The sequence below is a fragment of the Candidatus Amarolinea dominans genome, from assembly GCF_016704685.1.
Lineage (GTDB): Bacteria > Chloroflexota > Anaerolineae > SSC4 > Amarolineaceae > Amarolinea > Amarolinea dominans.
Genome location: NZ_JADIZS010000006.1, coordinates 59,924 through 84,203, shown reverse-complemented (window position 1 = coordinate 84,203; position 24,280 = coordinate 59,924). Strand labels below are relative to the sequence as shown.

Below are 24,280 nucleotides of genomic sequence, written 5' to 3'. Positions count from 1 at the left end.
ACGTTGTGCGCCGAAGTCACGCTGGAGCCATCTACCCACAAACCGATGAGGAGGCGGTGGAGCCGGTACCGATGTTGCCCGCGGACAGCGTCAGATTGTTGACGGAGTTGCCGGTCATCGTGGTGATGCCCGACTGCGAACGGATGCCGATGATGACGGAGGAGGTCGAGCTGGCGCTGTTGCTGAGCGGCGCCGCGGCCGAGCCAACCGTGTTGTTCGACATCACGTTGGTGTAAGTTGCACCGGTGTAGGCGTGAATGCCGATCAGGTTGATGGCGCCTACGCCGCTGTTTGCGGCTGTGATGCCGCCCACGTTGTTGTTGGAGATGTTGACGCTGGCCGATGGGAAGAAGTAGATGCCGCGCACATCGAAGGCCGAAGCATTGTTGCTGCTGACCGCAATGGCGCCGGGTGTCGTCAGGCTGCCAATGGTGTTGCCGGTGACGTTACCGATGTTGACGAGGCCGCTGCTGACGCTGATGCCCACGAACGCGCCCGATGTGCCGGTGCCGCCCACGATGCCGCTCAAGCTGATGGCGGTGATGGTGTTGCCCTGTACGCTCGAAGCCGTGGTCGTGCCATGCGTCGAGAAATAGATGGGAATGAATTTCGAGCTACTTGAGAAACCAACGAAATCGTAGGTTCCCGTCCCGGCCGCGCTGGCATAGCCGATGGTGTTGCCGCTGATCGTGCAGTTGTTGATGTTGGAACTGGCAAGCTGGATGCCGGCGTGAGTGGAGGCGGTGGTCTGCGTGCGCGTGCCGGTCTGGTATAGCCGGTTGTTGCTGATGGTGCAGTCGGTGGTGCCGCTGCTCATGTAAAAGCCGGCGCTCTGCACCGCAGCTCCGAAGAAGTCGAAGATGTTGTTATTGGTGACGACGTTGCCGCTGTTGTAGGTGGCGGTTGAGGTGGTCGTGCCGTTGCTGAAGACGGCCTTGCTGGGCAGATTGGAGCCAACCGGGCCGATGTTATTATAGGAAATGGTGTTGTTGTCGTTACCGGTCGAGATGGCGCCGGCGCCGAAGTAGATCGTGCCGCCGTTCGTGCCGACCGCCATGGTGGCCGCGCCCTGAATGTTGGAATTGGTGACGGTGTTATTCGTGGCGTCGGCTTGGAATCGAATGGTGCTGGTGCCTGACGTGGCCGAAACAGTGGTGTTGGCAATGGTCAGCGTGTTGCCACCGCTGTTCAACCCGTCAATCGTGACGTAGTCTGCGCCGTTGAGGTCAATCAGCGGACTGGCGGCGACGATTGCACCGCTGATGGTGCGTGCGGCGCCGCCGGAGGGCTGGATCAACACCGAGGTGTAGGACGCCGATCCTGTCCCACTGGCGTTGAGCGATGCGGTTGCGGTCTCGGTGGTGTCGCCAATGACATCGAGCTGAATAGCGCCGGTCAGCACCCCTGCGTTGATGTCATCGAACGCCGCCTTGAGGGTGGCATAGTCGCCGCCGCCGCCGATCGTCTTGGGGACGGGGGGCGCGGCCGCCGGCACGGCAACGCCGGCCTGAGAGGGATTGAGGCTGTTGTGCGCCAGCGCCGGCGTGACCAGCACAGCCAGCAGGCTAAGCAGGAGAAGAATGGACAGGGCGTGCCCCAAAGGGCGAGATGGACGACGGGTTGACATGGAACAATCCTCCGATGCAGGGGGTACGATTTTTCTGACGAACAACGATGGCTTGGGTCTGTGGAGGACCCTGGGCGCCGGTTGGAATGGGCGCCGAACACAATCCAGGAAGCAGACCAGCGTTCAACTGGCGTTGAACCGCAGCAGGCAGGCGTAGAAGGCAGCAGCCGAATCAAAGAAGAAGGTGTATCCGGGAATCATGGCCAAGAAAATTAGGCGGTCTGCTTGAAGTAGGAAAATTGTACCAGAACCTGACCCAATTGGCAAAACGGCTCATGAGAGGGGTGGGCGTCGTCTCCTTCGACTGAACCGCGTTTCGGCCACGAATTGCACGAATTGACACGAAAAGATCCTGAAATTCGTGCTAATTCGTGTAATTCGTGGCTGCTGTTTGCCGTATTGCCCAAGCCGTAGGTCACGTCTCCGGCGTGACGACGCCCTCTGCCACAGAGCTTATTTCCCTCGTCCAGCGTCGTCCGGCCAGGAGGCCGGACCTACAGGAACGCCTCTCGCTCCGTTTCGGCGGAGCCATAGCCGACCTGCGTTGCACGGGGGGCCGGTCGGATCAGGGAATGCGCAGTTTCTGGCCGGGGCGAATGATGCGCGGGTTCTTGATGATATCCTTGTTGGCCTCGAAAATCTCAGGCCAGCGGTTGCCGTTGCCATAGAAGTGCGCCGCGATCTTGTACAGGCTGTCGCCAGCGACCACGACGTGCGTCCGCTCGCTGCCGCCGAGGACACCGCGTGTGCCCACCGGTTGGGACCCACGCCCCAACGCGTCGCGGGCCTGGGCAGCCGCCTCGGCCTTGGCCTGCATCTCTGCTTCAGCCTTCGCCTTGGCCTCTGCTTCCGCTTTTGCTGCTGCCTCTGCCGCAGCCTGCACACGGGCTTCGGTGGTGATTTCCTGGCCCAGGCGGATTTCCCGCCTCACATTGGCCCCGCCGCCTGTGCCCGGTGGCGGCCTCGGCTTCCTGCTGCACGCGGGCTGCGATCTGGGCCTCCATGTGGGCCTTCGCAGCCGCGGCCGCCTTGGCCGCAGCCGCCGCCTGAGCCTTGGCCTCCCCTTCCGCAGTCGCTTCTTCGTGCCGGCGTGCTTCCATCTCAGCTGCGCCGCGCGGCGGCCGCCTTTTCCGCCGTGGCGCCCGCGGACTTGGCGTCCTGCAGCGCCTTTTCGGCCACCGCCAGCGCCTCGTCGTCCAACTTGGACTGCTGCACCATGCCCCACAGTTGGGTAATCATCAGTGGCCCCGCCATGCGAACTGAGTCCGCCGCTCTGCTGGCCGAAGACGCCAATCCTGCGCTGATCTCGGTGCCATCGCCCTTTGGCCCAGCTCCACGTTCAGGGCTGTCTTGGTGCCCATGACCACCTTGAACGTGTCGGCCCTTGCTGACGCTGACATGCCAACCCTTGTCCGTGCGCTGGCTCTTCACCTCGAAGCCCTTGGCTTGAAAATGGCTGGCGACCGCCTGGTTTCTGGCGCCAGGGGCGTCATCTGACGGGAACTGTCTTCTGCGATTGAAAAACTCCCATAGTATTCTTTTCTCCTGGTCATTGACCGATATACTGTGCCACTCAGATGCACGACTACTGACGAAGATCGGATGAGGCCGGCGCGCGATGGTTTGAGGAAGTAGCTGACCTGCGGGGCATCCGGTACACCCCAGTGGGCGTACAGCATCATCATACGCCGGTCGTTTGGATTTGTCAAAGTGATTGGATTCATTCCGTAACCGGGTGTTCTTTACGGTTGGGCCGTTCGTGGGTATAATGAATAGTAGATCATCGAAATCGTACACGGATCGAAAGGAGCGACGAAAGAGCGATGGATCCACTGCAGCATTGCCCAGCGGGCACAGCGCAGCGTGTTCACCTGCATGGGCGTCACCGCCCAGGACCGCGTGTTCATTCTCACCGATCGCCTTTGCGCCGCCATCGCTGAAGCGCTGGCCGCAGCAGCGCTTCGGCCGGTGCGGTTGTGCGCATCGTGCAGTTGGAAGACTACGCCCTGCGGCCCATTGTGGCCGTGCCGGTGGCCCTGCATCAAGATCTGGTGACCTTTGCGCCCAGCGTGACCTTCTATGCAGCCACCGGCCAGAAGGCGAGATCACCTTCCGCATCGGCCTGCGCGCTTCCCTGGTACACGACCTGCACGTGCGCCAAGCCCATAGGATCGGCATCACCGAGCAGCTCATGACCCAGGGTATGACCGCGGACTACCATCAGATTGCCCGCCTGACCGAGCAGGTCTACGACCTGGCACGCCAGGCCCATGAGATTCACGTCACCTCGCCGGCCGGCACCGACCTGACCGCGCGTTTCGATCCGGCGCTGCGTTGGGTGCCCTGCACGGGAATCTATCATCGGGCGGGACAATGGGGCAATCTACCCGAAGGGGAAACCTTCACCTGCCCGGCGACAGCCGAGGGCGTGGTGGCGGCCAGCGTTTTGGGCGATTACTTCAGCGAGAAATACGGCGTGCTGCCGACGCCGATCTTCTTTCACATCAGCGCCGGCGAGATCAGCTGCGGACAGGCGCCAACCAGGCGCTGGTGGATGAAGTCACCGCCTATCTCTCTTCGGCCGAAAACGGACGGCGCATGGGCGAATGTGCCATCGGCACCAACATCGGCCTCAACGGGTTGACCGGCAATCTGCTGCAGGACGAAAAGCTGCCGGGCATTCACGTCGCATTTGTGATTCGTATCCGCACGAAACCGGCGCGACCTGGTCGGCCAGCATTCATGTGGATGTCATCCCCACGTCGTGTACCATCGAACTGGATGGGCGCACGATCATGGTAGATGGGAAGTTTACACTGTAAATCTCACCAGCGCAACTGGTGAGAACGAAATGCACAAGAAAGTGACGAAGGAAATCACGTATGTTTCGACATGTGGCTCTTTTCAAATTCAAGTCGCACGCACCGGAGTTCGCGTGCTGGGCAGTTGGTGGCTGATTTGGCCGCCGCCCAAAACCAAGTGCCTGAGATTGTCAACTGGTCCACAGGCTGCAATGAACTGAACATTGACCTGGCCTACGACATGGCCGTGGTCGGCGACTTTGCCGACAAGGACGCGCTCCTGCGCTACTTCAAACATCCCGCGGTACAAGCGCTGCTCCAGAGGATCGAAGAGCTGTGCGCCAGCCGCGTTTCGGTGGACTACAGCGCCCCCTGACCCCGATCATGACGATTCCTGCCGTGGATTGGCTGGCCCGCCGGGCCAGCCTGACGCCTGACCGTGTGGCCCTGGTTGATACCCTGCACCAGGAACGCCCCATCATCACCTATCGCGCCTGGAACGCGCAGGCCAATCGCACCGCGGCCTTCTTGCATGAGTCGCTGGGCGTGCGGCCGGGTGATCGTGTGGCGATGCTGGCCTTGAACTGCGTGGAGTACCTGGACCTCTGGTTTGCCCTGGGCAAGCTGGGCGCGGTGCTGCAAAATCTCAACTGGCGCCTGACCGCAGCCGAGCTGCAAGGGATTGTCCAGGACGCCGCGCCGGCGGTGTTCATCTACGGCCCGGAGTTCCGCGACGTGGTCGCCGACCTGCGCGGTCTGGCGCCCAGCGTGCGCCATTGGGTGGCCCTGGGACAGCCCGACCGGCCAGGCGATCAGTCCTTCAGCCAGCGCGAGGTGTGCAGCGGCGCCAATCTCCCCGAAGCCGGTTTTGACTGGGAACAGCCCTGGGTCATCTGCTACACGGGCGGCACCACGGGCCTGCCCAAAGGTGCCATCTTGACCCATCGCGCGATCACCGCCAACGCCGTCAACACGGTGGTTAGTTGGGGGCTGACGGCCGACGATGTTGCCATCCTGAACGCGCCGCTCTTTCACACCGGCGGGCTGAATGTCTTCACCGCACCGCTGGTGTACATCGGCGGTGCGTCCATCGTCTGCCAGGGCTTCGACGCCGGTCAGGTGTTCGACCTGGTGGCCGAGGGCGCGGGCGGAGTTGCGGCCACCCTGTTTTTCGGCGTGCCCACGATGTTCAACGCCCTGCAGCAGCATCCGCGGTGGCCCACCGCCGATTTTAGCCGTCTCAAGTTGGTCATCAGCGGAGGCGCGCCCTGCCCCCTACCCGTGTTCGAGCGCTTTTGGGCCAAAGGGGTGGATTTCAAGTCCGGCTACGGCCTGACCGAGGCTGGCCCGAACACCTTCTGGCTGCCCGGGGCGGATGTGCGGCGCAAGCCCGGCGCGGTGGGTTTTCCGCTCTTTCATGTGCAGGTCAAGCTGATCCGGCCGGACGGTCAGCCCTGCGCGGCCGGGGAGCCAGGCGAGCTGCTCATCCGCGGGCCGCACGTCTGCGCCGGTTACTGGAACAATCCGGCTGCCAGCGCGGCGGCCATAGATGTGGACGGCTGGCTGCACACCGGTGATCTGGCAATCTGTGATGAAGAAGGCTACTACACGATCGCCGGCCGCAGCAAGGATTTGATCATCTCCGGCGGTGAAAACATCTATCCGGCCGAGATCGAAAGCGTGGCCTGCGGACATCCGGCCGTGGCCGCAGCCGCGCTCATCGGCGTGCCCGACCCGCACTGGGGTGAAGTGGGGCGTCTGATCGTCGTCCTGCGCGATCAGCCTGGCGGCAATGACGCCAGCAGGGCAGGCGGGGATAGTGAGGAATTTATGACCTATCTGCGCGGCCGTCTTGCGCGCTACAAAGTGCCCAAATCGGTGGTGGTGGCGCCCCAACTGCCGCTGACCGGCGCGGGCAAAGTCAACAAACAGGCGCTGCTGGCGTTGTACGGTCGCGACTGACCCCCGCGGTCGCCGGCCCCCGAACGCACGTCAACGAATGGCAGCGTCATCGGAGCATGTTTATGTTCAAGCGTTTGCTGCTCGCCTTCGACGGCTCGACCCACAGCCGCGAAGCCCTGAGCTACGCCATCGGCATGGCAGAAGCACTCCACGCGGAGCTTTACATTCTGCATGCGTATGCCCCCATTACCAGTTCATCCCCGTTGGACGATGCGGATGAGTTTCTCGACCTGGAACAGGCCGAGGCCATGCGCATCATGTCCCCCGCGATCATCAATGCGCAGCGCACCGGCGTTGTCGTACACCCCGCCATTGTCGAAGGCCCGGCCGCTGCAGCCATCGTGCGCGTGGCCGCCGAACAAGGCTGCGATCTCATCATCATGGGCCGCCGCGGCCTCTCCCCCATGGAGCAGGTTCTGCTGGGAAGCGTCAGCGACAACGTGCTGCATCTGACCGATGTACCGATCCTGATCACCCACGCCACAGCCGAAGAACAAGTCCGCATCTGAGAATGCAGGCCCCAATGCAAGGGGTTGAGGCGAGGCTCGTCCCCCCTTCTCCTCTCCGCCACGCGGAGAGGAGAAGGGGCCGGGGGTTGAGGTGAGGCTCGTCCCCCCTTCTCCTCTCCACCACGCGGAGAGGAGAAGGGGCCGGGGGTTGAGGTGAGGCTCGTCCCCCCTTCTCCTCTCCGCCACGCGGAGAGGAGAAGGGGCCGGGGGTTGAGGTGAGGCTCTTAATCTGCATGAGGAAACTATGTCACAAATCGCTGCAAACGAAATCACCTTGCACTACGAGAGCGCCGGGCAGGGGCAGCCGCTCCTCTTCATCACCGGCGTGGGTTATGGCGCCTGGTTCTGGCACAAACTGACGCCCGACCTTAGTCGTCATTACCGCGTCATCACCTTTGACAACCGCGGCGTCGGCCAGAGCAGCCGCGTGGACGGCCCCTATTCCACCGCGCTGCTGGCGGCCGACGCGGCCGGCCTGCTCGACGCGCTGGGCATCGAGTCGGCCTACGTGGTTGGTCATTCGCTGGGCGGTTTCATCGCGCAGGAACTGGCCCTGGCGCGGCCGGCCCTGGTCAGCAAACTGGTGCTGGCGGCCACCACCAGCGGCGGCCCCAACGTCGTGCCCATCACCCCGGAGGCGCTCGATGTGCTGCTCAATCGCAGCGGCGACCCGCTGGAGCTGATCCGCCGCGGCATCGCCGTCGCCTGTGCGCCGGGCTTTGCCGGGACCCATCCGGACGTCGTCGCCGAACTGCTGGCGTATCGCCTCAGCGGCCCGATTGCCCCTGCGCACTACCAGGCGCAGGTCATGGCCGGCGCTCAGCACAACGCAGAAGCGCGCCTGGGACAAATCACCTGTCCGGTCAACGTGCTCTTTGGCGAACACGACCGGGTGGCGCCGCCCGCCAACGCCGCGCTGCTGGCCGGTCTCCTGCCGCAGGCCAGTGTGACTATCATTCCCCACACCGGCCACATCTTCCCCATCGAAGACCCGGCCGCGACCGTGCAGGCGCTGCTCGATTTTCTTTTGTAGTCCAGTTTTGAGGAGTTGACCCATGCCCTACGCGCAAATCTTGTCTACCGGACGTTATGTGCCGGAACGTGTCGTCACCAATGCCGATGTCAGCGCCATCCTGGGTCAGGATGTCGGCCCCTGGCTGATCGAGAAGGTTGGGATCGAAGAACGCCATGTCATGGCGCCGGAGCAGGTCACGTCGGACCTGGTGGTGGCCGCGGCACAGCAGGCGCTGGAGCGCGCCGGCCTGGCCGCCGCGGACCTCGATCTCATCATCGTCGCCACCGACACGCCCGACTATTTGAGTCCGGCCACGGCCTCGGTGGTGCAAGGCAAACTCAACGCGACCAACGCCGGCGCCTTTGACGTCAACTGTGCGTGCGCGGCCTGGGTCACGGCGCTCGACATCGGAAGCCGCTACATCGCCACGGACACGAACTATCGCCACATCCTGGTGGTCGGCGCCTATGGCATGACCCGTTTCCTCGACTGGCACGACAAGCAGACCGGCACCCTCTTCGCCGACGGCGCGGGCGCGGTCATCCTGGGGGCGGGGGAGCAGCCCGGTTTCCTGGGCGGCAAGCTGCTGGCGATGGGTGAATTTCACGATGCCCTGGGCGTCTACACCGGCGGCACCTTCCGCCCGGCCACGCCTGAGGTGGTCAACGCGCAGGGCAAGCCGCGGGTGCAGTTCGTGCGTAAGTTTCCGGCCACCTTCAACAGCGAACGTTGGCCGCCGCTGATTAGGCAGGTGGTGGCACGCGCCGGGCTGACCGTGGACGAGGTCAACTGGTTCTTCTTCACGCAGCTCAACGTCAACACCATCAAGACCGTCATGGCGAACCTGGGACAGCCCTTGAGCAAGACCCATTGGATCATGGACAAGTGGGGCTACACCGGCTCGGCCTGCATTCCCATGGCCCTGGATGATGCGGTGGAGCGCGGCAAAGGCCCACACGCCGGCGACCACGTCATCTTCTGCGCCACCGGCGGCGGCATGGCAATCGGCTGTGTGCTCTTCCGGTGGACGGTTTAGGCCACAGCCATTTTCAGCCAACCTTGTTCTCGTAGGCGATCCAGGGCCAGTGTGATCTGTGCAGAAGAAAACTGCTGCTTGCGTGCATTCCACGTATGAACTGCACGCGTAATCTGCTCTCGATCCGTTATGCCTTCGTGCGTTACGACCCAATGAACCGTCGCGAGCAGCTCCAGCCTGCCCCCGGTTATCAACATGCGTGATGTGGTAGATGGTCGGGCGGGCCGGAATGACATTCATTCAATCTCCTGCGTCACCCTGTGGGCGAACCGGTTTTGGCTGGTGCAGTCAGGTCGCCATCTCCCAGCTGCGCATTCAGCATTCAGCCCCTACCTTTTGCACGCTGCGTTTTCGGAGAAAACGCATTGCACTTTCTGCGTTTTCGGAGAAAACGCATTGCACTATTCCGCATGTCCTCCGCTCGGCCCCGGCTGCGCCAGCACGCGCACGATCGGGCGCAGGTTCATCCACCACTGCTCCTTGGGGCGCTGGAACGGTTCGTCGGCCATGCGCGGCAGGTCAATCAGATCGTGGAAGCGCACTTGACCCGCCTCCAGGCCGATGAAGGCTGCGCCCGGCTCCGGCTTCTGCGCCTCCGCGATCAGCCACTCGATGCAGCGCGCGGCCAGGCGCATGGACTGAATGCGGTCGAAAGGCGTCGGACTGCCGCCCTGCTGCAAATGGCCCAGGATAGCCTGACGTACATCGTACAGCCCCTTGCCCTCCGCCTCCAGCAGCGCAGCCATAACGCCGGTCGTGTACACCGGGTGCGCCATTTCATTGCGGATGAGCAAGCCCAGGCGCTTACCGTGCTCGAAACCGTTGCGCAGATTCGCCAGGTCATTCTCCAGGTCGCGCAAGGTCACGCCTTCTTCGTGCAGATAGACCCGCTCCGCGCCGGTGGCCAGGCCGCCGAGCAGGGCCAGGTAGCCGCAGTAGCGTCCCATCACCTCCACGATGAAACAGCGCCGGTAGGCCACGGCCGTTTGCTTGATCTTGTCCACCGCCTCGACGATGTTGTTCAAGGCCGTGTCCGCGCCGATGCTCAGCTCCGAGCCGGGCAGGTCGTTGTCAATGCTGGCCGGCAGGCAGATGATCGGAAGGTTGAACGCGGGATAGTTCTTGCGCTCGCTCACCAGCTTGAAAGCCGCCTGATAGCCTGACCAGCCGCCCACCATCAGCAGGCCGTCGAGTTTTTGCTCCTCGATCGTGCGCGCAAGCGCGTACAGATCGCGGCCGGACGGCACCTTGCGGTTCGTGCCCAGCTCCGCGCCGCCCAGCGAGGCCCAGCCGTTGGCGCTCATCCAATTCATTTCGCGCACCTTGCCGGCAATCAACCCCTCGAAGCCCTGCTCCACGCCGAGCATGATGTGCCCTTGATCCAGGCCCAGACGCAGGGCCGCGCGGATGGTGGTGTTCATGCCGGGCGCCGGGCCGCCGCCGTGCAGCATGGCCAGGCGCAGACGGCGTTGCTCTGGTTGTGGCTCGTGCGGCAAGGCGCGCACCATCGTGCGCAGGATGCGGAACGAATCCTTGAAGCTGCCGCCGCGCAGATCCATCGCCCGGCCAAAGTCCTTGTCGCCAATGGCCTCGGCCACGGCCTGCGTCTGCTTGACACAGTGCATCAGCGGCGCCTTGTTGATGCGATTGCCGCGGATGCCGATCACCTGCGGCTCGCTCTCTGGCGTCATCGCCAGCAGTTCATCCACGGCCGCAAACCCGGTCAGCGTCGCCAGGTTGCGATCGAACGCGGTGGGCGAGCCACCGCGCTGCACATGTCCCAGGATCGTCACGCGCGCATCTTCGCCCAGACGCTGTTCCAACACCTGCTGGACGTAGTCCACGCTGATCGGTTTGCCGTTGCGATCCTGCGCGCCTTCGGCCACGATGACGATGCTGTCACGGCGTCCGGCCGCGCGGCCAGCCTTCATCAGGCTGCACATGCTGTCTTCCCAATTGTCCACGTCTGGCGGGCTTTCGGGAATCAGCACAAAATCGGCGCCAGCGGCAATGGCGCCCATCAACGCCAGGTAGCCACAGTGGCGCCCCATCACCTCGACCACGAAGGTGCGCTGATGGCTGGCGGCCGTGCTGGCAATCGCGTCCACGGCATCGGTGATGCGCCGCAGCGCCGTGTCCGCGCCAATGGTCATGTCGGTGCCGTACATGTCATTGTCAATCGAGCCGACCAGGCCCACGATCGCCAGGTGCTTGTGCCGTTCGGCCCTCTCCGGGCTGATCTCGTCCGTCTTGACCAACTCGGCCAGCAGTTCCAGCCATTCCCCGCGGAACTGATTGGCGCCGGTCAGGCTGCCGTCGCCGCCGATAACCACCAGGGCGTCAATGCCGAAGCGCACCAGGTTGCGGGCCGCCTGGCGCCGTCCCTCGCGCGTGCGAAACGCGGGGCAGCGCGCCGTGCCGATGATCGTGCCGCCTTTTTGCAGGATGCCGCCCACCGATTCCCACGTCAGCGGGCGGATGCGGTCGCCGCCATCCACCATGCCCTGGTAGCCTTCGTAGATCGCGTACACCTCCGCACCCCGCTCCAGAGCTGCGCGCGTCACCGCGCGGACCGCGGCGTTCATTCCGGGCGCATCGCCGCCGCTGGTCAAAATCCCAACACGTCTGACATTTGTTGACATACGACAAATTCTCCTTCATCCCGGGGCGTCAGGCTTCGGGCGCTGCCTGTGCGGGCCAGCGGGCGCCCATGGGCATTACTTTGGCTTCTTCTCTTCAAGTATACCACAGGCGCCCAGGGAATCCGGCTCTGCCTGCACAGATTCAGGGTTCCACATCAAGACGTTGTGGTTTCAAACGACAATCATCATCGGTCGGGACGATGTGCTTGATCACGATTTCATTTTTTCCGACAACAACGTGATCAATTAACAACCGAATCACTTCCTGTTGTAAATCCGGGCTGGGATTTGCAAGGTTTTCCTGGATACGCTGGCAATATTGCTGGAAATCTTCGATCAATTCCTGCTTGATTTGTTCGGACTTGGCCTCTTGCTCGATTTGCAGAAGGCGCGTTTGAATGTTTTTTGCTCCTCATCCAGACGTTGTTTGCGCACCAGGTAGGATGGCTTTTCGATCTGCTCATCTTGGTACAAATCCAGCAGACGTTCTTGCTGACGGTCGAGCGATCGCAAGCGATTTTCCAACCGCTCTTTCTCACCTTGCTCGATGTTGGCAGCTTCATCGCAGCCCCACGCTTGGGAAATCAGTTTGGGATTTTTCAAAAGCTCCACCACTGCGTTCCAAACCAGGGTTTCAACGGTGTTGCCGTCAATGCGGCAGGTATGCTCAGGCGTATCGGGGGCACGGTGAACACCGCCATAGCCACAGCTGTAGGAAAAATAGCCATTCCCAGCGCGGGCGGTGAGTGTATGGCCACAAGTGGCGCAAATCAACAAGCCGCGCAGGAGATAGCGGTGGTTGCGATTGTTGCGCATTGAGAATCGCTGGTTCGTTTTCAGTCGTTCTTGTGCCATGCGCCAGATATCCTTGTCCAAAATGCTGGGGACGGGAATGGCAATCCATTCTTCTGTGGGGCGAAGCATACTCACCGGGCAAAGACGCTTGCCATGCCCAATTTTACGCAATCGCCCCACCTCATGATACACCTTTTCGGTGCGATTGTAGTAAGCCAATCCGGTATATTGGGTTTGTCGCAGGATGTTTCCAATCAGGCTACTGCGCCAGCACTTCCCGCGACGCGGTTGGAGGCCGTCTCGATTCAAGCGATCTGTGATTTCTTGAATAGTCATCGGCTCGGATTGGGTATACCAGGCGTAAATTTGACGCACGACCCTGGCTTCTTCGGCATTGATTTCCCAACGCCCGCCTTCCCTCCCTGTTTTGGGCACGTAATCATACCCATATGGGGTCTTTGGGTTGACCATTGCTCCCTGACGTGCGCAATGCAGACGCCCTCGCCGCATCCGTTCGGCAATCACAGCCCGTTCATACTCGGCAAACAACCCTTGAATGCCGAACAACAGTTGGCTCTGCGGGCTATCACTCACCGGAGGCTGGTTCACAAACAACATTTGTATCCCGGCTTGCCGAAATTCTTCCAGCAGAAGCACCTGCAACATGTACACCCTTGCCAACCGATCTGGACTCAGGCAGATCACCACCTGGTAACAGCCTTCACCTTCTCGGTCTCGTAACCGATCCAGCGCCGGACGATCCAATTTCGCCCCGCTCACCGCCTCGTCCAGAAAATACAAGTCCTTTCGCAAGGCGTACCCCTCGTGGGTGGCATATTCTTCAATCGCCGCCACCTGGCTGGCTATCGTGGCCTCCTCTTCCTGGCGTTGCGTCGAAACACGGGCATACAACGCAGCTGTCTGTTTCATTACGAACCTCCTTCGGCTCTGTTTCTTGACTCAATTTCTGATAAGCGGCTTTCAGTCTGTGCATGGCATCTCGATGGGCTTGGCGTTCCATCCGTACTCGCCATTCTGTTTTTGCTTTCATTGGCTGCCTCCTGAATTTCGCCTCATGACTTTATTCAGGATAGCACATTTCAGCCACCGTAACTTCAGCGTTCTCGCTTGCGCCCGAAACAGATAGGAAGTTCTATTCGATTGTCAAAGTGCAAGTCCCTTCTCTTCACCACCTTCTTGTCGTTTGTAACCATAACGCCAAGACGCCAGGGCGCAAAGACGCAAAGGATATTCGGGAGAGCGCTGCTCATTCACGGGTGGTTCAGCCCGTGAATTCGTTCTGCCACGAATTTTACGCCTCGAGCGGTCACACCCAACACCAACCTGCTTCAGCAGGTTTCGGTGTATCAGACCGTGAATTCATTCACGGGTCGGGCGATTGCGACTTGCCCGGCGATGTGTGGTGGAGCCAGCCTGCGCAAGGGCTGCGGCGTTTCCTTTTTGTCAATCTTCCAGGCGCGTAATCTGCGCGCCCAGGCTGCGCAGTTTTTCTTCCACGCGTTCGTAGCCGCGATCAATCTGACCGATGTTGGCAATGGTGCTCTCGCCATCCGCGGCCAGGGCGGCAATCAGCAGCGCCATGCCGGCGCGAATGTCCGGCGAGCTAAGCTCCTGTCCGTGCAGGGTGGATGGCCCCACGACCACGCAGCGATGCGGATCGCACAGGATGATCTGCGCGCCCATGCTGATCAGCTTGTCCACGAAATAGAGCCGGCTCTCGAACATCTTCTCGTGAATCAACACCGTGCCCCGCGCCTGCGTCGCCACTACGATGGCAATGCTCATCAGGTCGGCCGGGAAGGCGGGCCAGGGGGCGTCGTCAATCTTGGGCACCGCGCCGCCCACATCCATGCGCACCGCTAAGTCCTGCTGATCTTCCACGATGAGATCGAAACCGCCGGCCGTCGTTTCCTGGCGCATGCGCACCCCCAGGCGGTCGCCGAAAATCAGACGAATCATGCGCAGTTGCTCAGCCGGAATGTCGCGGATGCGAATTTCGCCGCTGGTCACCGCGCCCAGGCCGATGTAGGAGCCGATTTCGGTCGTGTCCGGCGAGACTCTGAACTCCGCGCCATGCAAACGGCGCGCCCCTTCGATGACCAGCGTGTTGCTGCCGATGCCCTGAATCTGCGCGCCCATCTGCATCAGGCAGTTGCACAGGTCCTGCACGTGCGGCTCCGATGCGGCGTTGCGAATGATAGTGGCGCCGCGCGCCAGCACGGCCGCCATCACCGCGTTTTCGGTGCCGGTGACGCTGGCTTCGTCCAGCAGGATGTCGGCGCCGGTCAGATAGGGCGCGGACAGGGTGAAGTTTTGGCCGTGCTCAACCTCCGCGCCCAGCGCGGACAGGGCCAGCAGATGGGTGTCAATGCGCCGGCGGCCAATTTTGTCGCCGCCCGGCATGGGCAGTTCAGCGCGACCGGTGCGCGCCAGGAGCGATCCCGCCAGCATGACCGAGCCGCGGATGACGCGAAACAGCTCGCTGTCCAACTTGCCCCGATTCAGGTCGAACGCGTGCAGGGTCACGGTATGCTCGTCGGGCCAGGTTGCCTCGACGCCCAGGCCACGCAGCAGTTGCACCATGGTTTTGACGTCGCCGATGGCGGGCACATTGCGCAACGTCAGGGGTTGATCGGTGAGGAGCGATGCGGCCAACAGGGGCAGCGCCGCATTCTTGTTGCCGGATGGCGTCACCTCGCCATGCAGCGGTTGTTTGCCGACGATCTTGAAGCAAGACATGGTTTTCTTCCTCTATATTAGTGGCTGTGCGGTTCCGCAGCCAGGGTTTGCCCCACCTCAGCGCCCAGCGCCTGCGCCGCGCTGCCGTTGCGCACAGCGACCTCCAGCGTGCCGGCGCTGCCGCGGTAGGCCAGGAGGGCGCCAACCGGCGCCGCGGCAAAACTGGGCTGGATGCCGTCAATCGTGGCTGGCCCGATGTGGACTTGCCAGCGCGCCACGCTCAGCCAGGCCGCGGGGATGTTGCTGATCAGGTTGCCAAAATGATCCACATGAATGATGGCGCCGGTCAGGGTTCCGTCGGGCTGCCGCTGGGGCTTGGGCAGCAGCAGGCGCACAGGGTCGTTGATCGGCGTGCCCAGGATGTTGAGGGACACTTGTTGCGCCAGGTGTGCAGCGACCGGCGCGAAAATGTCGCGGCCGTGGAAGGTGCTGCTGGGATTGTCGCGCCAGAAACGAGGCCGATCGAGGTGAACGCAGGCCGTGACGGCGCCGCTGTCGAGCACATCGGTAAACAGGCCGTTGTCAGGTCCCACAAAGATGGCGGTGGAGGTCTGGATGGCGAGCGGACGCCGGGCGCTGCCGACGCCAGGGTCAACTACGGCAACATGAATGGCGCCTGTGGGGAAAAAGGGCGCGGCCTGCGCCAGGACATAGGCCGCTTGCAGCACGGCCTGTGGGGCAATGGCGTGGGTGATGTCAACCAGGGTCACGTCCGGCGCACGGCTGAGGATGACGCCTTTCATGGCGGCCACATAGCCATCCTGGTTGCCAAAATCGGTCAGCAGCGTGATGATGGGCACGGATTCCTCGTCTTCGAGTCGAATGGGCGGCGCAGGGTGGATGCCGCCGGCGCAGAAACGAATCCTACTGCCAAACACAACGCACCAGGAAGGACGAAGTTACAGGCTCCGCCGACCCTGGCAGTGTTACTTCTATTTTACCACAATTTTGCCACAACAAGAGACCGAACGACCAGGTCAGGGCGCCGCATCGTTAACGTCAATCCAAACCATGTGCAGGGTGGGGCGGGGGTCGGGACCGTTGTAGTCAATGCGCAGGATAGCGCCATTGAGATCATTCGCCAGCTTGATGCGCTGCGTGGTCTCGAACCAGGCCCAGTTGCCGGCCGCGGTGCGATCCACCGGCAGGGTGATGCTGCTGAACTCGGTGGGCAGGGTCACGCTGAAATCGGCGTCGCTATCGTTGACGTAGGCCAGGCGGATGTGTACATTGTCCAACGTTTGCCCGTAATAGCTGAGGGTGTTGCTGATGGCAAAGGCGAGCGCGGCGCCATCCATGCGGCCGGCAAAGCGCGAGTAGATGTTCGTGGCGGCCTGCGGCAGCGGCACGGGGTCATAGCAGGGCAGGCTGCTATCGCCGCAGCGCACGCTGTACGGACCGTAGGCCACGGCCAGGAAGTGGTTGAAGTTGTCGTCGAAGCCTTCGCAGTAGCCCTGACAATAGCTGCCGGTGTGCGGAAATTCGGTGCGGTGGAACGCGGTCCACAGATCGCGGGCGCTGGTGGGGCTGTCGCCAAACTGACGCTCCAGCCAATCGCCAAAATCGCCCTGGTTGCCGTTGCGCGGGGTCGTGATGGCAGGAAAGCCGTACTGCGTGTTGAAGGCGCGCAGTTCGCTGGCCGCCGGTGTGCCGCAATTGCCATCGCCGTCGGTGTTGGCGCAGAACCATTCCGGCTGTGTGTCTATGAAATCGGGCCAGAACGGCCCCAGGCCGAAGAGCCAGCTCCAGTATTCGATCTGGCGCCGCGCCACGCCTGACCAGCTCTGCGACGGCTCCAGTTTGATGGGCAACAGGCCACGGTTGTCGAGCAGCAGTTGAAAGACGGAGCAGCGGGCTGAGGCGGGCGGGGGCGCGGGCGGGGGCCGGCGGATGAAGCCGGGGACATCATAGCGCATGCCGTTGAAGCCCAGGCCGATGTGGCGATTGCTGTATTGGGCGATGCCGGTGAACTGGCCGGGTACCCCGTACACCCAGTTGCAGCGCAGATAATCATCGGGCGCGGGCGCAAAGAGGAGATAGACCGGTTTGCGTGGGAAGGCCTGGTGAAAGGCATCGAGGGCGTTGCGCACGAACTGGTCGTACTCGCCGCCGGCGTAGGCTGAGATCAGGCATTGCGGCGACGCGGGGTTGGCGCAGTTGGCGATCAACTCCAGGGTGATGCCGCACCAGGGCGCGGCCAGGTTGGTCTCGTTGTCATAGCCGCCGGCGATGAACAGCCCGGCGATGCGCGGATCGTTGCCAAACGCCGCGCCCAGGCGTTGAATGAGGGTGCTGTACGCGGCCTGCAGCGCCGCGCTGTCAAGCCGCGGCACGTATTCGGTGTGGGTGAGCGCCTGGCCGCCGACTGTGCGCGTGACGCTGATGGCGTAGTTGGGCGCCACGCCGTTGCTGCTGCCTAGCCAGGATGGGACGTTGTTGTTACAATAGCGGATGCCGTCAATTTCGTTGCCCTGTGACCAGAAGCGCGGCAGGCTGAGCCACAAGGGGCGTGGGGAGAGCACCTGCCCGTCCACCGTGGTGACCTGCTGTTGCCCCATTTGCCGCAGGCGTTCTTCGATGACGCTGAAATCGGTGCAACCGGTGGGGTTGGTGGCGCAGTTGGCCGGGTTGATCTCAGCCCACAGCACATCGAGATGGCTGCCCAACTCGATGCCAGGGATGGCGCGCGCGGCGCCGTTGAAGTTGTCGCGATCCACCAGCATGGCCCCGCCAGGCGCCAGCGCGTAATCGGGCGCCGCGAGCGTCGCCGATCCCGGCGCTCCCGCTCCCGGCACTCCCAACGCCATTCCGGTCAGGCCCAGTAGACTGAGAAATATGAGGAGAACAATGGAGAAAATCATGAGACGACGAATGCGTGAAGAGATGGTCATAACAAAACTATAATGGGTGTGGGGGGAAAAGTCAAGGGGAACAATTCGCAATTCGTCATGGGTTGCGGTACAATAGCTTCATTCCCAGACCAATGATACGAAGGCCACTCCGATGTGCAAATCCGTTCTCGTTCCGTTGATTCCCCTTCTCGCCGCGCTGCTGACCGCCTGCGGCAGCCCACCGACGCCCGTTCGCATGCCGATAGTCTCGTCTGCGCTGGCGCGCGGCCAGCGTGTGTTCGAGCAGCACTGCGGCGCGTGTCACAGCCTGTCGCCAGATACAACCCTGGTTGGCCCCTCGCTGGCTGGAATCGCTCAACGGGGCGCGACGCGCATTGATGGGCTGGATGCCCGCGCCTATCTCTACACCTCGATCATGCGACCCAGCAATTTCCTGGTCGCAGGCTTCGACAACCTGATGCCCTCGACCCTGGCCAAAACCCTCAGCGGCGAAGAAATTGACGCCGTCGTCGCCTACCTCCTGGCGCAAGAGTGATCGAACCCCCACGTTGCACCCCCTGCCTGCTCTGACCGGGTCGCAGCCCGTACAGACAGGCCTTCTTTCCCCCAGGCCGAGCAGCGATGATCGTCACGGACGATGCATTGCAGACAAACGAAGGAGCGACCCGCGAGCCGCGGCTCACCGCTGCTGGTAAAAATGGCGCATGGGCAACGCTGCTATCTCGATGCTATCTGAAAGAAGGACACCCATGAAGACCGTGCTCAGGACCCTGGCCATCATCGTTGGCGCCATTCTGGCGGCGTTCGTTCTTGTCGTGATCGTGGCGGCCATTGCGCCCGAGGTGGCCGATCCAGCCATTGACATGACCCGTCACGGGGCCGGCGCCAGCAGCGTCGAGCCGTCCTACTCCGGCTTGCAGCGCCAATGGCCTGCCAGCAACGAACCGGCCGACAACCCCTCCACGCCAGAAAAAATCGAGTTGGGCCGTCTGCTCTTCTTCGATTCCGTCCTTTCGCAGGCCAACGACACATCCTGCGCAACCTGCCATCATCCCGACCTGGGCTTTGGCGACGGTCAGCCGACGCCCAAAGGGCCGTCCGGCCCGCTGGCGCGCAATGCGCCGACGCTCTGGAATGCTGCTTTTACGCAGAAGCTCTTTTGGGACGGTCGCAGCGACTCACTGGAAGCCCAGGCGATCTTTCCGCTCACCCACCCCAACGAAATGGGCGTCACCGACACCTCGGCGCTGGAAGCAGAACTACGCGCCATCCCTGCTTATGTCGAGCTATTCGATGCCGCCTTTGGCGGCGGCGCCCAAGCCGTCGCCGTGCAGCACCTGATGCAGGCCCTGGCCGCCTTCCAACGCAGCCTCTTGAGTCAGAACAGCCCCTTCGATCGCTACGCCGTCGGGGATTTCGACGCCCTGACGCCGCAGCAGCGGCGTGGCCTGGCCCTCTTCCGTTCCGGCGCCACACGCTGTTTCGAATGCCACACCGCCCCCACCTTCGCCAGCGACACCTTTCGCGTCGTTGGCGTGCCCGACGACGACCCGGGCCGCGCTGGCATCGTCGCCGATGGACAAAAAGGCGCGTTCAAAACACCAACCCTGCGCAACATCGCCCTGTCGGCCCCCTACATGCACAACGGCGCCCTGGCCACGCTGGAAGATGTGGTGGATTTCTATGCCAACGGCGGCGGTCACGCCTTCGACATCGCCAACGTGGACGTGTTCGTCAACGGCTTCGATCTGAGCCAGCAAGAGCGGGCTGACCTGGTCGCCTTCCTCTATGCCTTGACCGACGAATCGCAACAGCCAGAGATTCCGGCGGCGGTCCCCTCTGGCCTGCCCGTCGTCCAGCCGATTGACAACCCGGTACACCAACGGGTTGCAGATCACAACCGCGGCGGAGACGGGCAGGTGGTTCCTCCGCGCGCCGCCGTCACCCTGACTGTGCAACCGGGCCAGACCATCCAGGCGGTGGTAGATCGGGCGCGCCCAGGCGACACAGTGTTGATTCCAATGGGCGTCTATCACGAAACCGTAGCCGTTGACATCAGCGATCTGACCATCGAGGGAATTCCCGATGGGCAAGGCGACTTCCCCACGTTGGACGGCGAGTTCAAGCTGGCCGACGGGATCGTCGCTTCAGGCAACAACTTCAAGCTAGGCAAGCTGGCGTTCAAGAACTACAACGACAACGGCGTGCTGGTCGAGGGCGCGACCGGTGTGCATCTGTACGACATCTATGCCGAAAAAACGGGCACCTACGGGGTCTATCCGGTGCGCAGCACCAACATCCTGATCGAACGAGTGACGGTGACGGGGGTGGAGGACGCCGGCATCTACGTTGGTCAGTCGGAAAACGCTGTCGTGCGCGATTGCGTCGCCTACGCCAACGTTGCGGGGATCGAGTTGGAAAATACCCTCAACGGTGAAGTAACGAACTGTCACGCCTACGATAACACAGCGGGGCTGCTGGTCTTCGTACTGCCACAGTTGACTTCCAAGATCTCGGCCAACACACGCGTTCACGATAACATCATCGAAAACAACAATCGAGTCAATTTTGCGCGCGGCGGCGTCGTGCGCTTCGTCCCGTCCGGCATCGGCGTGCTGCTGATGGGCGCCGACCGGGCTGAGATCTATGGCAACGAGATCAAGGACAACAAAACCGGCGGCATCGGCATCTACAGCCTGACGCGCACCGGCCTGTTCGAGCCAAACGAGCTGGACATTGGCCCGCTGCCGGAGGGCAACCGCATCCACGGCAACACCCTGGCGCACAATGGCTTCGCCCCGGACGAATTCCTGACCAAACTCGGCGTTCCCGGTTCGGACCTGATCTGGGACGGTTCGGGCGCCGGCAACACGTTCGATCAGCCCGGCGCATCGGCCTTCCCGCCCCTGCTGCCGAGTCAAGGCTGGCCGGGCTTTTTGCAGCGCGCCTATGGCAATCTGCTGAATTTTGTGATCGAGAGAGTGATGTAAATCCAGGGGGGCGTTGCCTGGGCGCAGAGTCGCGGGCCAGCACCCAGGCTCATGCATGCCCTGTGGGGGTCAAATGAAAATTCGAGACTACCAGGCTTGGTTGCAGGCATGGGACGCCGCGCGTGGCTGGGACCAGGTGGCGCCTGCCCATACGCTGCTGCACGCGATGGAGGAGCTGGGCGAGGTGGCGCGGGTCATTTTGCGCCGCGAGGGCTACAAGCCGTCGGCTTTTCCCGATCAATGGCAGGTTGAATTGCGCGAGGAGTTGTCGGACGTCTTCGTCTTTCTGTTCAAGCTGGCCTATCAGTGCGGCGTGGATGTCGAGGATGCATTGCGGGCAGGCATGGTCAAGGCGGATACCCGTCACCCCCTGGAGACCGGCGCACCGGAGATGGCGCGCTACCTGGCGCAGCAGGCGCACCCGGAGTCCTGAACCTGTTCAGGGACGCGAATCCGGCAGGTGCGCCCCGAACAAGTTCGGAAGCCTGGCGGGTGCGGGAGTCCTGAACAAGTTCAGGGCCGTTGGCATTTGCTATTTCGGGCGTTGACGCCTTATAATGGCGCTTCCTGTGCCTGAGTGAGCGTGCGCTGTGCGTACCCGCGAGATCAGAGCCGATGGCGCAGAGATCAGCAGGAGCCAAGCTTGTGGAACATCCAGCATCACGTATCCGTTGCAGCGTCGGCGTGACGGCGCATAATGAAGCCGCCAACATCGGCGCGCTCCTGGACGCGCTGATAAACCAACATCTCTATCAGGCGGAGATTAGCGAGATCATCGTCGTAGCCAGTGGCTGCACCGACGACACGGTACCGATCATCGAACGCAAGCTGGCCGAGGATGAGCGCATCCGGCTGATCGTGCAGCCGCGGCGTGAGGGCAAGACGTCCGCGATCAACCTGTTTCTGCAGGCGGCGACCGAAGCGATCTGCGTCCTGGAGAGCGGCGACACCCTGCCGCGGGAGGATGCGGTGGAGCACATGGTACGTATGTTCGCCGACCCGAACGTCGGGATGACCGGCGCGCACAAGATCCCCGTCAACACGCCCGATCACATCGTTGGCCTGTTTTCGCATCTGCGCCTGCGCATGGAGCATGAACTGTGCCTGGAAATTCCGCGCCTGGGCGAGATGATTGCGTTCCGTAAGGTGTTCGATCAGATACCACCTGATGTGGCGATGGACGAAGCGTTTGTGGAGGCGCTGGTGGTCAAGCGCGGGATGCAGGTGCGTTATGCGCCGGATGCCGTGGTCTTCAACACCGGCCCGGACACCGTGAGCGATTTCGTGCGCCAACGCCGGCGCAACCATGCCGGGCATCTCTACTTACAGCACAAATACGGCTACCAGGTGTCCAGCATTCAGAACGGACGCGTCCTCAAGATTGCCCTCAAGGAGATCTTGGGCGCCATACGCCTGGTCTACACCCTCTTCTTGATGGCCTTTCTGGAGGGCTATGCGCGCGTTCTGGGCTGGTACGACTTCAAGGTCAAGCAGGACCGTCATGTGGTGTGGGACATGGCCTGGACGCAGAAAGCCGATGTTGGCGCAGAGGCCCAGCGCCGTCTGGGCGCCCAGGACACCGCACCGATGGCGACAACGACGAATCTCTGATCTCCGGTCTCCATCATTGCAGGGAGCAAGTTGTGCGTGACAAACTAACGGCGCTGCTCAAACTGGTGGTCAGTGCAGCGCTGATCGCTTTCATCTTCAGTCGTGCAGATTTGGCTGCGCTGGGCGCTCGCCTGGCCGGCGCTAACGGTCTTCTTGTTCTACTGGCGCTGATCGCCTATTTCGGCGCCATTGTCATGAACACGGCCAAATGGGCCGTTCTCTTACGTGCCCAGGTGCCCGGGGTTCCTTTTGGCGCGCTGCTGCGCTACACCTTTATCGGCGTTTTCTTCAACAATATCCTGCCGGCCAACATTGGCGGTGATGTCATGCGCGGCTACGGCCTGAGCGCGTACACGGAGAGCAAACTCGACGCCGCGGCCTCGGTCATCGTAGATCGCTTGGTGGGGCTGATGGCGTTCGTTTCGTCCGCGGTGGTGGCCGCACTGATCGCCATCTACACCACGCACCTGCCCGATCTCGTCGTGGTGGGCGCAGTGGCGATTGTTGCGCTGGCGGCGCTCATCTTTGCCTTTGCGGTGCTCTTCAGCCGGCGTCTGCGCATCGTCCTGGCCCGGCTGTTCGACTGGTCACTCCTGCGGCCGCTGGCTCCTGTCTACGGTCGCCTGGCCGATGCCTTTGGAGCCTATCGTTTTCGCTACAAGACACTGCTGGCTGCCTACCTGATCGGCATGACCGGCCTGATGCTGACCAACGTGGTCAATTACCTGCTGTCCCAGGCGCTGGGCGGCGGTATCTCGTTCCTGGCGATTGCCCTCTTCAACCCGCTCATCGCCCTCGTGCTTCTGATTCCCATTTCCGTGGGCGGGCTTGGCGTCAATCAGAACGCGTACGTCGGTTTCTATGGCCTGGTGGGTGTGCCGCACGACCATGCCCTGGCGGTGTCGCTGCTGATACAGGCGCTCATCATCATCTCCAGCCTGCCCGGTGGGCTGTTGTGGTTACGCGGTAGGAACATCACGCGGTAGGAGCTGCAGCTTGAACAGGTAGCGCCTTTTCAGCAAGCACCGAGTATCGAAGCGCCAGCATTTGCCTGAACTCAAGCCAATGGCGGTGTGGCGGTAGTGATGTAACGTACGTCGTCCGTGGCTTCCGCCACGACTGAAGCAATGATCTTGTCGTCAACCCCATGGCGACGCAGACCATCGAGCAGGCGTGCCATTTCGGGTGCATCTGCTTCGAAGCGAGCCAGGTCGGCGCGCAGGCCCTGTCCAATATAGGCACGCATGAGCGGCTGATAGCCGGAGAATCCCAGGCGTGGGGCCATTCGTTTCAGGTCTTCCAACACATCCTCTGGTATGCGAACGGTAATCGTCTTCATCGGACGGTCACGGCGCAGGCGGTTCTTTAGATCATTGATGTTCATAGATTCTTCTTTCTGACTTGACAGCCATGCGGGCAGAAACAATGCGTATCGTATCACCACGCATGGTATACACGACGTGCAGTAATTGCCAGTTCTGTGTCATGCCAATTGCTTTGTCCCTTGACTCTTCTTCCGCCTCGTCCGCCTCCACGACATAAACAAACGGATCATGAAAGACCTCGCATGCTGATTCAAACAAAATACGGTGCTTGTGCAGATTAACAACTGCTTTGGCGATGTCCCATTCAAAAGTAATGCCGTGAAGCCGGTAACGAGCGTCCATGATCATTAGTATA

22 protein-coding genes are annotated in these 24,280 nt (G+C 62.1%); 11 read left to right on the top strand and 11 right to left on the bottom strand.

Going from position 1 to position 24,280, the window contains the following annotated elements:
* Positions 1-31: 31 nt before the first annotated feature.
* The 3 genes from IPF85_RS05670 to IPF85_RS05660 form a co-directional block, all read right to left on the bottom strand.
* Positions 32-1,627 (bottom strand): hypothetical protein, encoded by a 1,596-nt coding sequence (locus IPF85_RS05670; protein WP_343407100.1) that lies wholly within the window; start codon positions 1,625-1,627, stop codon positions 32-34.
* 565 nt (positions 1,628-2,192) lie between these two features.
* Entirely contained in the window at positions 2,193-2,558 is a 366-nt protein-coding gene (locus tag IPF85_RS05665; protein ID WP_343407099.1) for a LysM peptidoglycan-binding domain-containing protein, read from the bottom strand.
* 170 nt (positions 2,559-2,728) lie between these two features.
* Positions 2,729-2,866 carry a hypothetical protein gene (locus IPF85_RS05660; protein WP_343407098.1) on the bottom strand — a complete coding sequence of 46 codons (138 nt, stop codon included), beginning with the start codon at positions 2,864-2,866 and terminating at the stop codon, positions 2,729-2,731.
* A 913-nt stretch (positions 2,867-3,779) separates the two neighbouring features.
* On the opposite strand from IPF85_RS05660, the gene IPF85_RS05655 reads away from it, so the two are divergent.
* From IPF85_RS05655 to IPF85_RS05630, 6 genes are all read left to right on the top strand, one after another.
* Positions 3,780-4,271: a hypothetical protein gene (locus tag IPF85_RS05655; RefSeq protein ID WP_343407097.1), complete on the top strand. Its 492-nt coding sequence runs from the start codon at positions 3,780-3,782 to the stop codon at positions 4,269-4,271.
* A 248-nt stretch (positions 4,272-4,519) separates the two neighbouring features.
* The gene (locus IPF85_RS05650; protein ID WP_343407096.1) at positions 4,520-4,804 is read left to right on the top strand and encodes a Dabb family protein; all 285 of its coding nucleotides are present in this window, start codon (positions 4,520-4,522) and stop codon (positions 4,802-4,804) included.
* A gap of 8 nt (positions 4,805-4,812) precedes the next feature.
* On the top strand, positions 4,813-6,390 hold the full coding sequence (locus IPF85_RS05645) for a long-chain fatty acid--CoA ligase (RefSeq protein ID WP_343407095.1): 1,578 nt from the start codon (positions 4,813-4,815) through the stop codon (positions 6,388-6,390).
* Positions 6,391-6,452: 62 nt separating this feature from the next.
* Positions 6,453-6,899 (top strand): universal stress protein, encoded by a 447-nt coding sequence (locus tag IPF85_RS05640; protein ID WP_343407094.1) that lies wholly within the window; start codon positions 6,453-6,455, stop codon positions 6,897-6,899.
* Positions 6,900-7,143: 244 nt separating this feature from the next.
* Positions 7,144-7,932 carry an alpha/beta hydrolase gene (locus IPF85_RS05635; protein WP_343407093.1) on the top strand — a complete coding sequence of 263 codons (789 nt, stop codon included), beginning with the start codon at positions 7,144-7,146 and terminating at the stop codon, positions 7,930-7,932.
* A gap of 22 nt (positions 7,933-7,954) precedes the next feature.
* Positions 7,955-8,950: a ketoacyl-ACP synthase III gene (locus tag IPF85_RS05630; RefSeq protein WP_343407092.1), complete on the top strand. Its 996-nt coding sequence runs from the start codon at positions 7,955-7,957 to the stop codon at positions 8,948-8,950.
* Between the two features lie 401 nt (positions 8,951-9,351).
* Here IPF85_RS05630 and IPF85_RS05625 read toward each other — a convergent pair whose 3' ends face one another.
* The 6 genes from IPF85_RS05625 to IPF85_RS05600 all read right to left on the bottom strand — a co-directional run bounded on the left by IPF85_RS05625 (position 9,352) and on the right by IPF85_RS05600 (position 17,942).
* Positions 9,352-11,592: a 6-phosphofructokinase gene (locus IPF85_RS05625; protein ID WP_343407091.1), complete on the bottom strand. Its 2,241-nt coding sequence runs from the start codon at positions 11,590-11,592 to the stop codon at positions 9,352-9,354.
* Between the two features lie 142 nt (positions 11,593-11,734).
* A complete protein-coding gene (locus IPF85_RS05620) occupies positions 11,735-11,932 on the bottom strand; it encodes a hypothetical protein (protein ID WP_343407090.1) in 198 nt (65 codons plus the stop codon).
* A complete protein-coding gene (locus IPF85_RS05615; protein ID WP_343407089.1) occupies positions 11,929-13,317 on the bottom strand; it encodes a recombinase family protein in 1,389 nt (462 codons plus the stop codon). Before IPF85_RS05615 ends, IPF85_RS05620 begins: the two co-directional genes overlap by 4 nt.
* Positions 13,318-13,851: 534 nt before the next feature.
* Entirely contained in the window at positions 13,852-15,147 is a 1,296-nt protein-coding gene (gene murA / locus IPF85_RS05610) for a UDP-N-acetylglucosamine 1-carboxyvinyltransferase (protein ID WP_343407088.1), read from the bottom strand.
* A 17-nt stretch (positions 15,148-15,164) separates the two neighbouring features.
* Positions 15,165-15,947, bottom strand: coding sequence for an SAM-dependent chlorinase/fluorinase (locus IPF85_RS05605; RefSeq protein ID WP_343407087.1), 783 nt, complete (start codon positions 15,945-15,947; stop codon positions 15,165-15,167).
* Positions 15,948-16,124: 177 nt separating this feature from the next.
* Positions 16,125-17,942 (bottom strand): hypothetical protein, encoded by a 1,818-nt coding sequence (locus tag IPF85_RS05600; protein ID WP_343407086.1) that lies wholly within the window; start codon positions 17,940-17,942, stop codon positions 16,125-16,127.
* A gap of 208 nt (positions 17,943-18,150) precedes the next feature.
* Between IPF85_RS05600 and IPF85_RS05595 the strand changes: the two genes are divergently transcribed.
* From IPF85_RS05595 to IPF85_RS05575, 5 genes are all read left to right on the top strand, one after another.
* Complete coding sequence (locus IPF85_RS05595) at positions 18,151-18,534, top strand: cytochrome c (RefSeq protein WP_343407085.1); 384 nt, start codon at positions 18,151-18,153, stop codon at positions 18,532-18,534.
* Positions 18,535-18,748: 214 nt separating this feature from the next.
* Complete coding sequence (locus tag IPF85_RS05590; protein ID WP_343407084.1) at positions 18,749-20,989, top strand: parallel beta-helix domain-containing protein; 2,241 nt, start codon at positions 18,749-18,751, stop codon at positions 20,987-20,989.
* 73 nt (positions 20,990-21,062) lie between these two features.
* A complete protein-coding gene (locus IPF85_RS05585) occupies positions 21,063-21,422 on the top strand; it encodes a MazG nucleotide pyrophosphohydrolase domain-containing protein (RefSeq protein WP_343407083.1) in 360 nt (119 codons plus the stop codon).
* 212 nt (positions 21,423-21,634) lie between these two features.
* On the top strand, positions 21,635-22,600 hold the full coding sequence (locus IPF85_RS05580) for a glycosyltransferase (protein WP_343407082.1): 966 nt from the start codon (positions 21,635-21,637) through the stop codon (positions 22,598-22,600).
* A 32-nt stretch (positions 22,601-22,632) separates the two neighbouring features.
* Complete coding sequence (locus IPF85_RS05575; RefSeq protein ID WP_343407081.1) at positions 22,633-23,586, top strand: lysylphosphatidylglycerol synthase transmembrane domain-containing protein; 954 nt, start codon at positions 22,633-22,635, stop codon at positions 23,584-23,586.
* A gap of 71 nt (positions 23,587-23,657) precedes the next feature.
* On the opposite strand, the gene IPF85_RS05570 is transcribed toward IPF85_RS05575, so the two are convergent.
* Together IPF85_RS05570 and IPF85_RS05565 are read right to left on the bottom strand one after the other, a co-directional pair.
* Positions 23,658-23,984 carry a hypothetical protein gene (locus tag IPF85_RS05570; RefSeq protein WP_343407080.1) on the bottom strand — a complete coding sequence of 109 codons (327 nt, stop codon included), beginning with the start codon at positions 23,982-23,984 and terminating at the stop codon, positions 23,658-23,660.
* Entirely contained in the window at positions 23,971-24,273 is a 303-nt protein-coding gene (locus IPF85_RS05565) for a BrnT family toxin (protein ID WP_343407079.1), read from the bottom strand. The genes IPF85_RS05570 and IPF85_RS05565 overlap by 14 nt, the downstream gene beginning before the upstream one ends.
* Between the last annotated feature and the right edge of the window lie 7 nt (positions 24,274-24,280).

Coding starts and splice junctions, on each gene's coding strand:
- IPF85_RS05670 (WP_343407100.1), bottom strand. CDS start 1,627: ATGTCAACCCGTCGTCCATCTCGCCCTTTGGGGCACGCCCTGTCCATT.
- IPF85_RS05660 (WP_343407098.1), bottom strand. CDS start 2,866: ATGATTACCCAACTGTGGGGCATGGTGCAGCAGTCCAAGTTGGACGAC.
- IPF85_RS05650 (WP_343407096.1), top strand. CDS start 4,520: ATGTGGCTCTTTTCAAATTCAAGTCGCACGCACCGGAGTTCGCGTGCT.
- IPF85_RS05645 (WP_343407095.1), top strand. CDS start 4,813: ATGACGATTCCTGCCGTGGATTGGCTGGCCCGCCGGGCCAGCCTGACG.
- IPF85_RS05640 (WP_343407094.1), top strand. CDS start 6,453: ATGTTCAAGCGTTTGCTGCTCGCCTTCGACGGCTCGACCCACAGCCGC.
- IPF85_RS05635 (WP_343407093.1), top strand. CDS start 7,144: ATGTCACAAATCGCTGCAAACGAAATCACCTTGCACTACGAGAGCGCC.
- IPF85_RS05630 (WP_343407092.1), top strand. CDS start 7,955: ATGCCCTACGCGCAAATCTTGTCTACCGGACGTTATGTGCCGGAACGT.
- IPF85_RS05625 (WP_343407091.1), bottom strand. CDS start 11,592: ATGTCAACAAATGTCAGACGTGTTGGGATTTTGACCAGCGGCGGCGAT.
- IPF85_RS05615 (WP_343407089.1), bottom strand. CDS start 13,317: ATGAAACAGACAGCTGCGTTGTATGCCCGTGTTTCGACGCAACGCCAG.
- murA (WP_343407088.1), bottom strand. CDS start 15,147: ATGTCTTGCTTCAAGATCGTCGGCAAACAACCGCTGCATGGCGAGGTG.
- IPF85_RS05595 (WP_343407085.1), top strand. CDS start 18,151: ATGTGCAAATCCGTTCTCGTTCCGTTGATTCCCCTTCTCGCCGCGCTG.
- IPF85_RS05590 (WP_343407084.1), top strand. CDS start 18,749: ATGAAGACCGTGCTCAGGACCCTGGCCATCATCGTTGGCGCCATTCTG.
- IPF85_RS05585 (WP_343407083.1), top strand. CDS start 21,063: ATGAAAATTCGAGACTACCAGGCTTGGTTGCAGGCATGGGACGCCGCG.
- IPF85_RS05570 (WP_343407080.1), bottom strand. CDS start 23,984: ATGAACATCAATGATCTAAAGAACCGCCTGCGCCGTGACCGTCCGATG.
- IPF85_RS05565 (WP_343407079.1), bottom strand. CDS start 24,273: ATGATCATGGACGCTCGTTACCGGCTTCACGGCATTACTTTTGAATGG.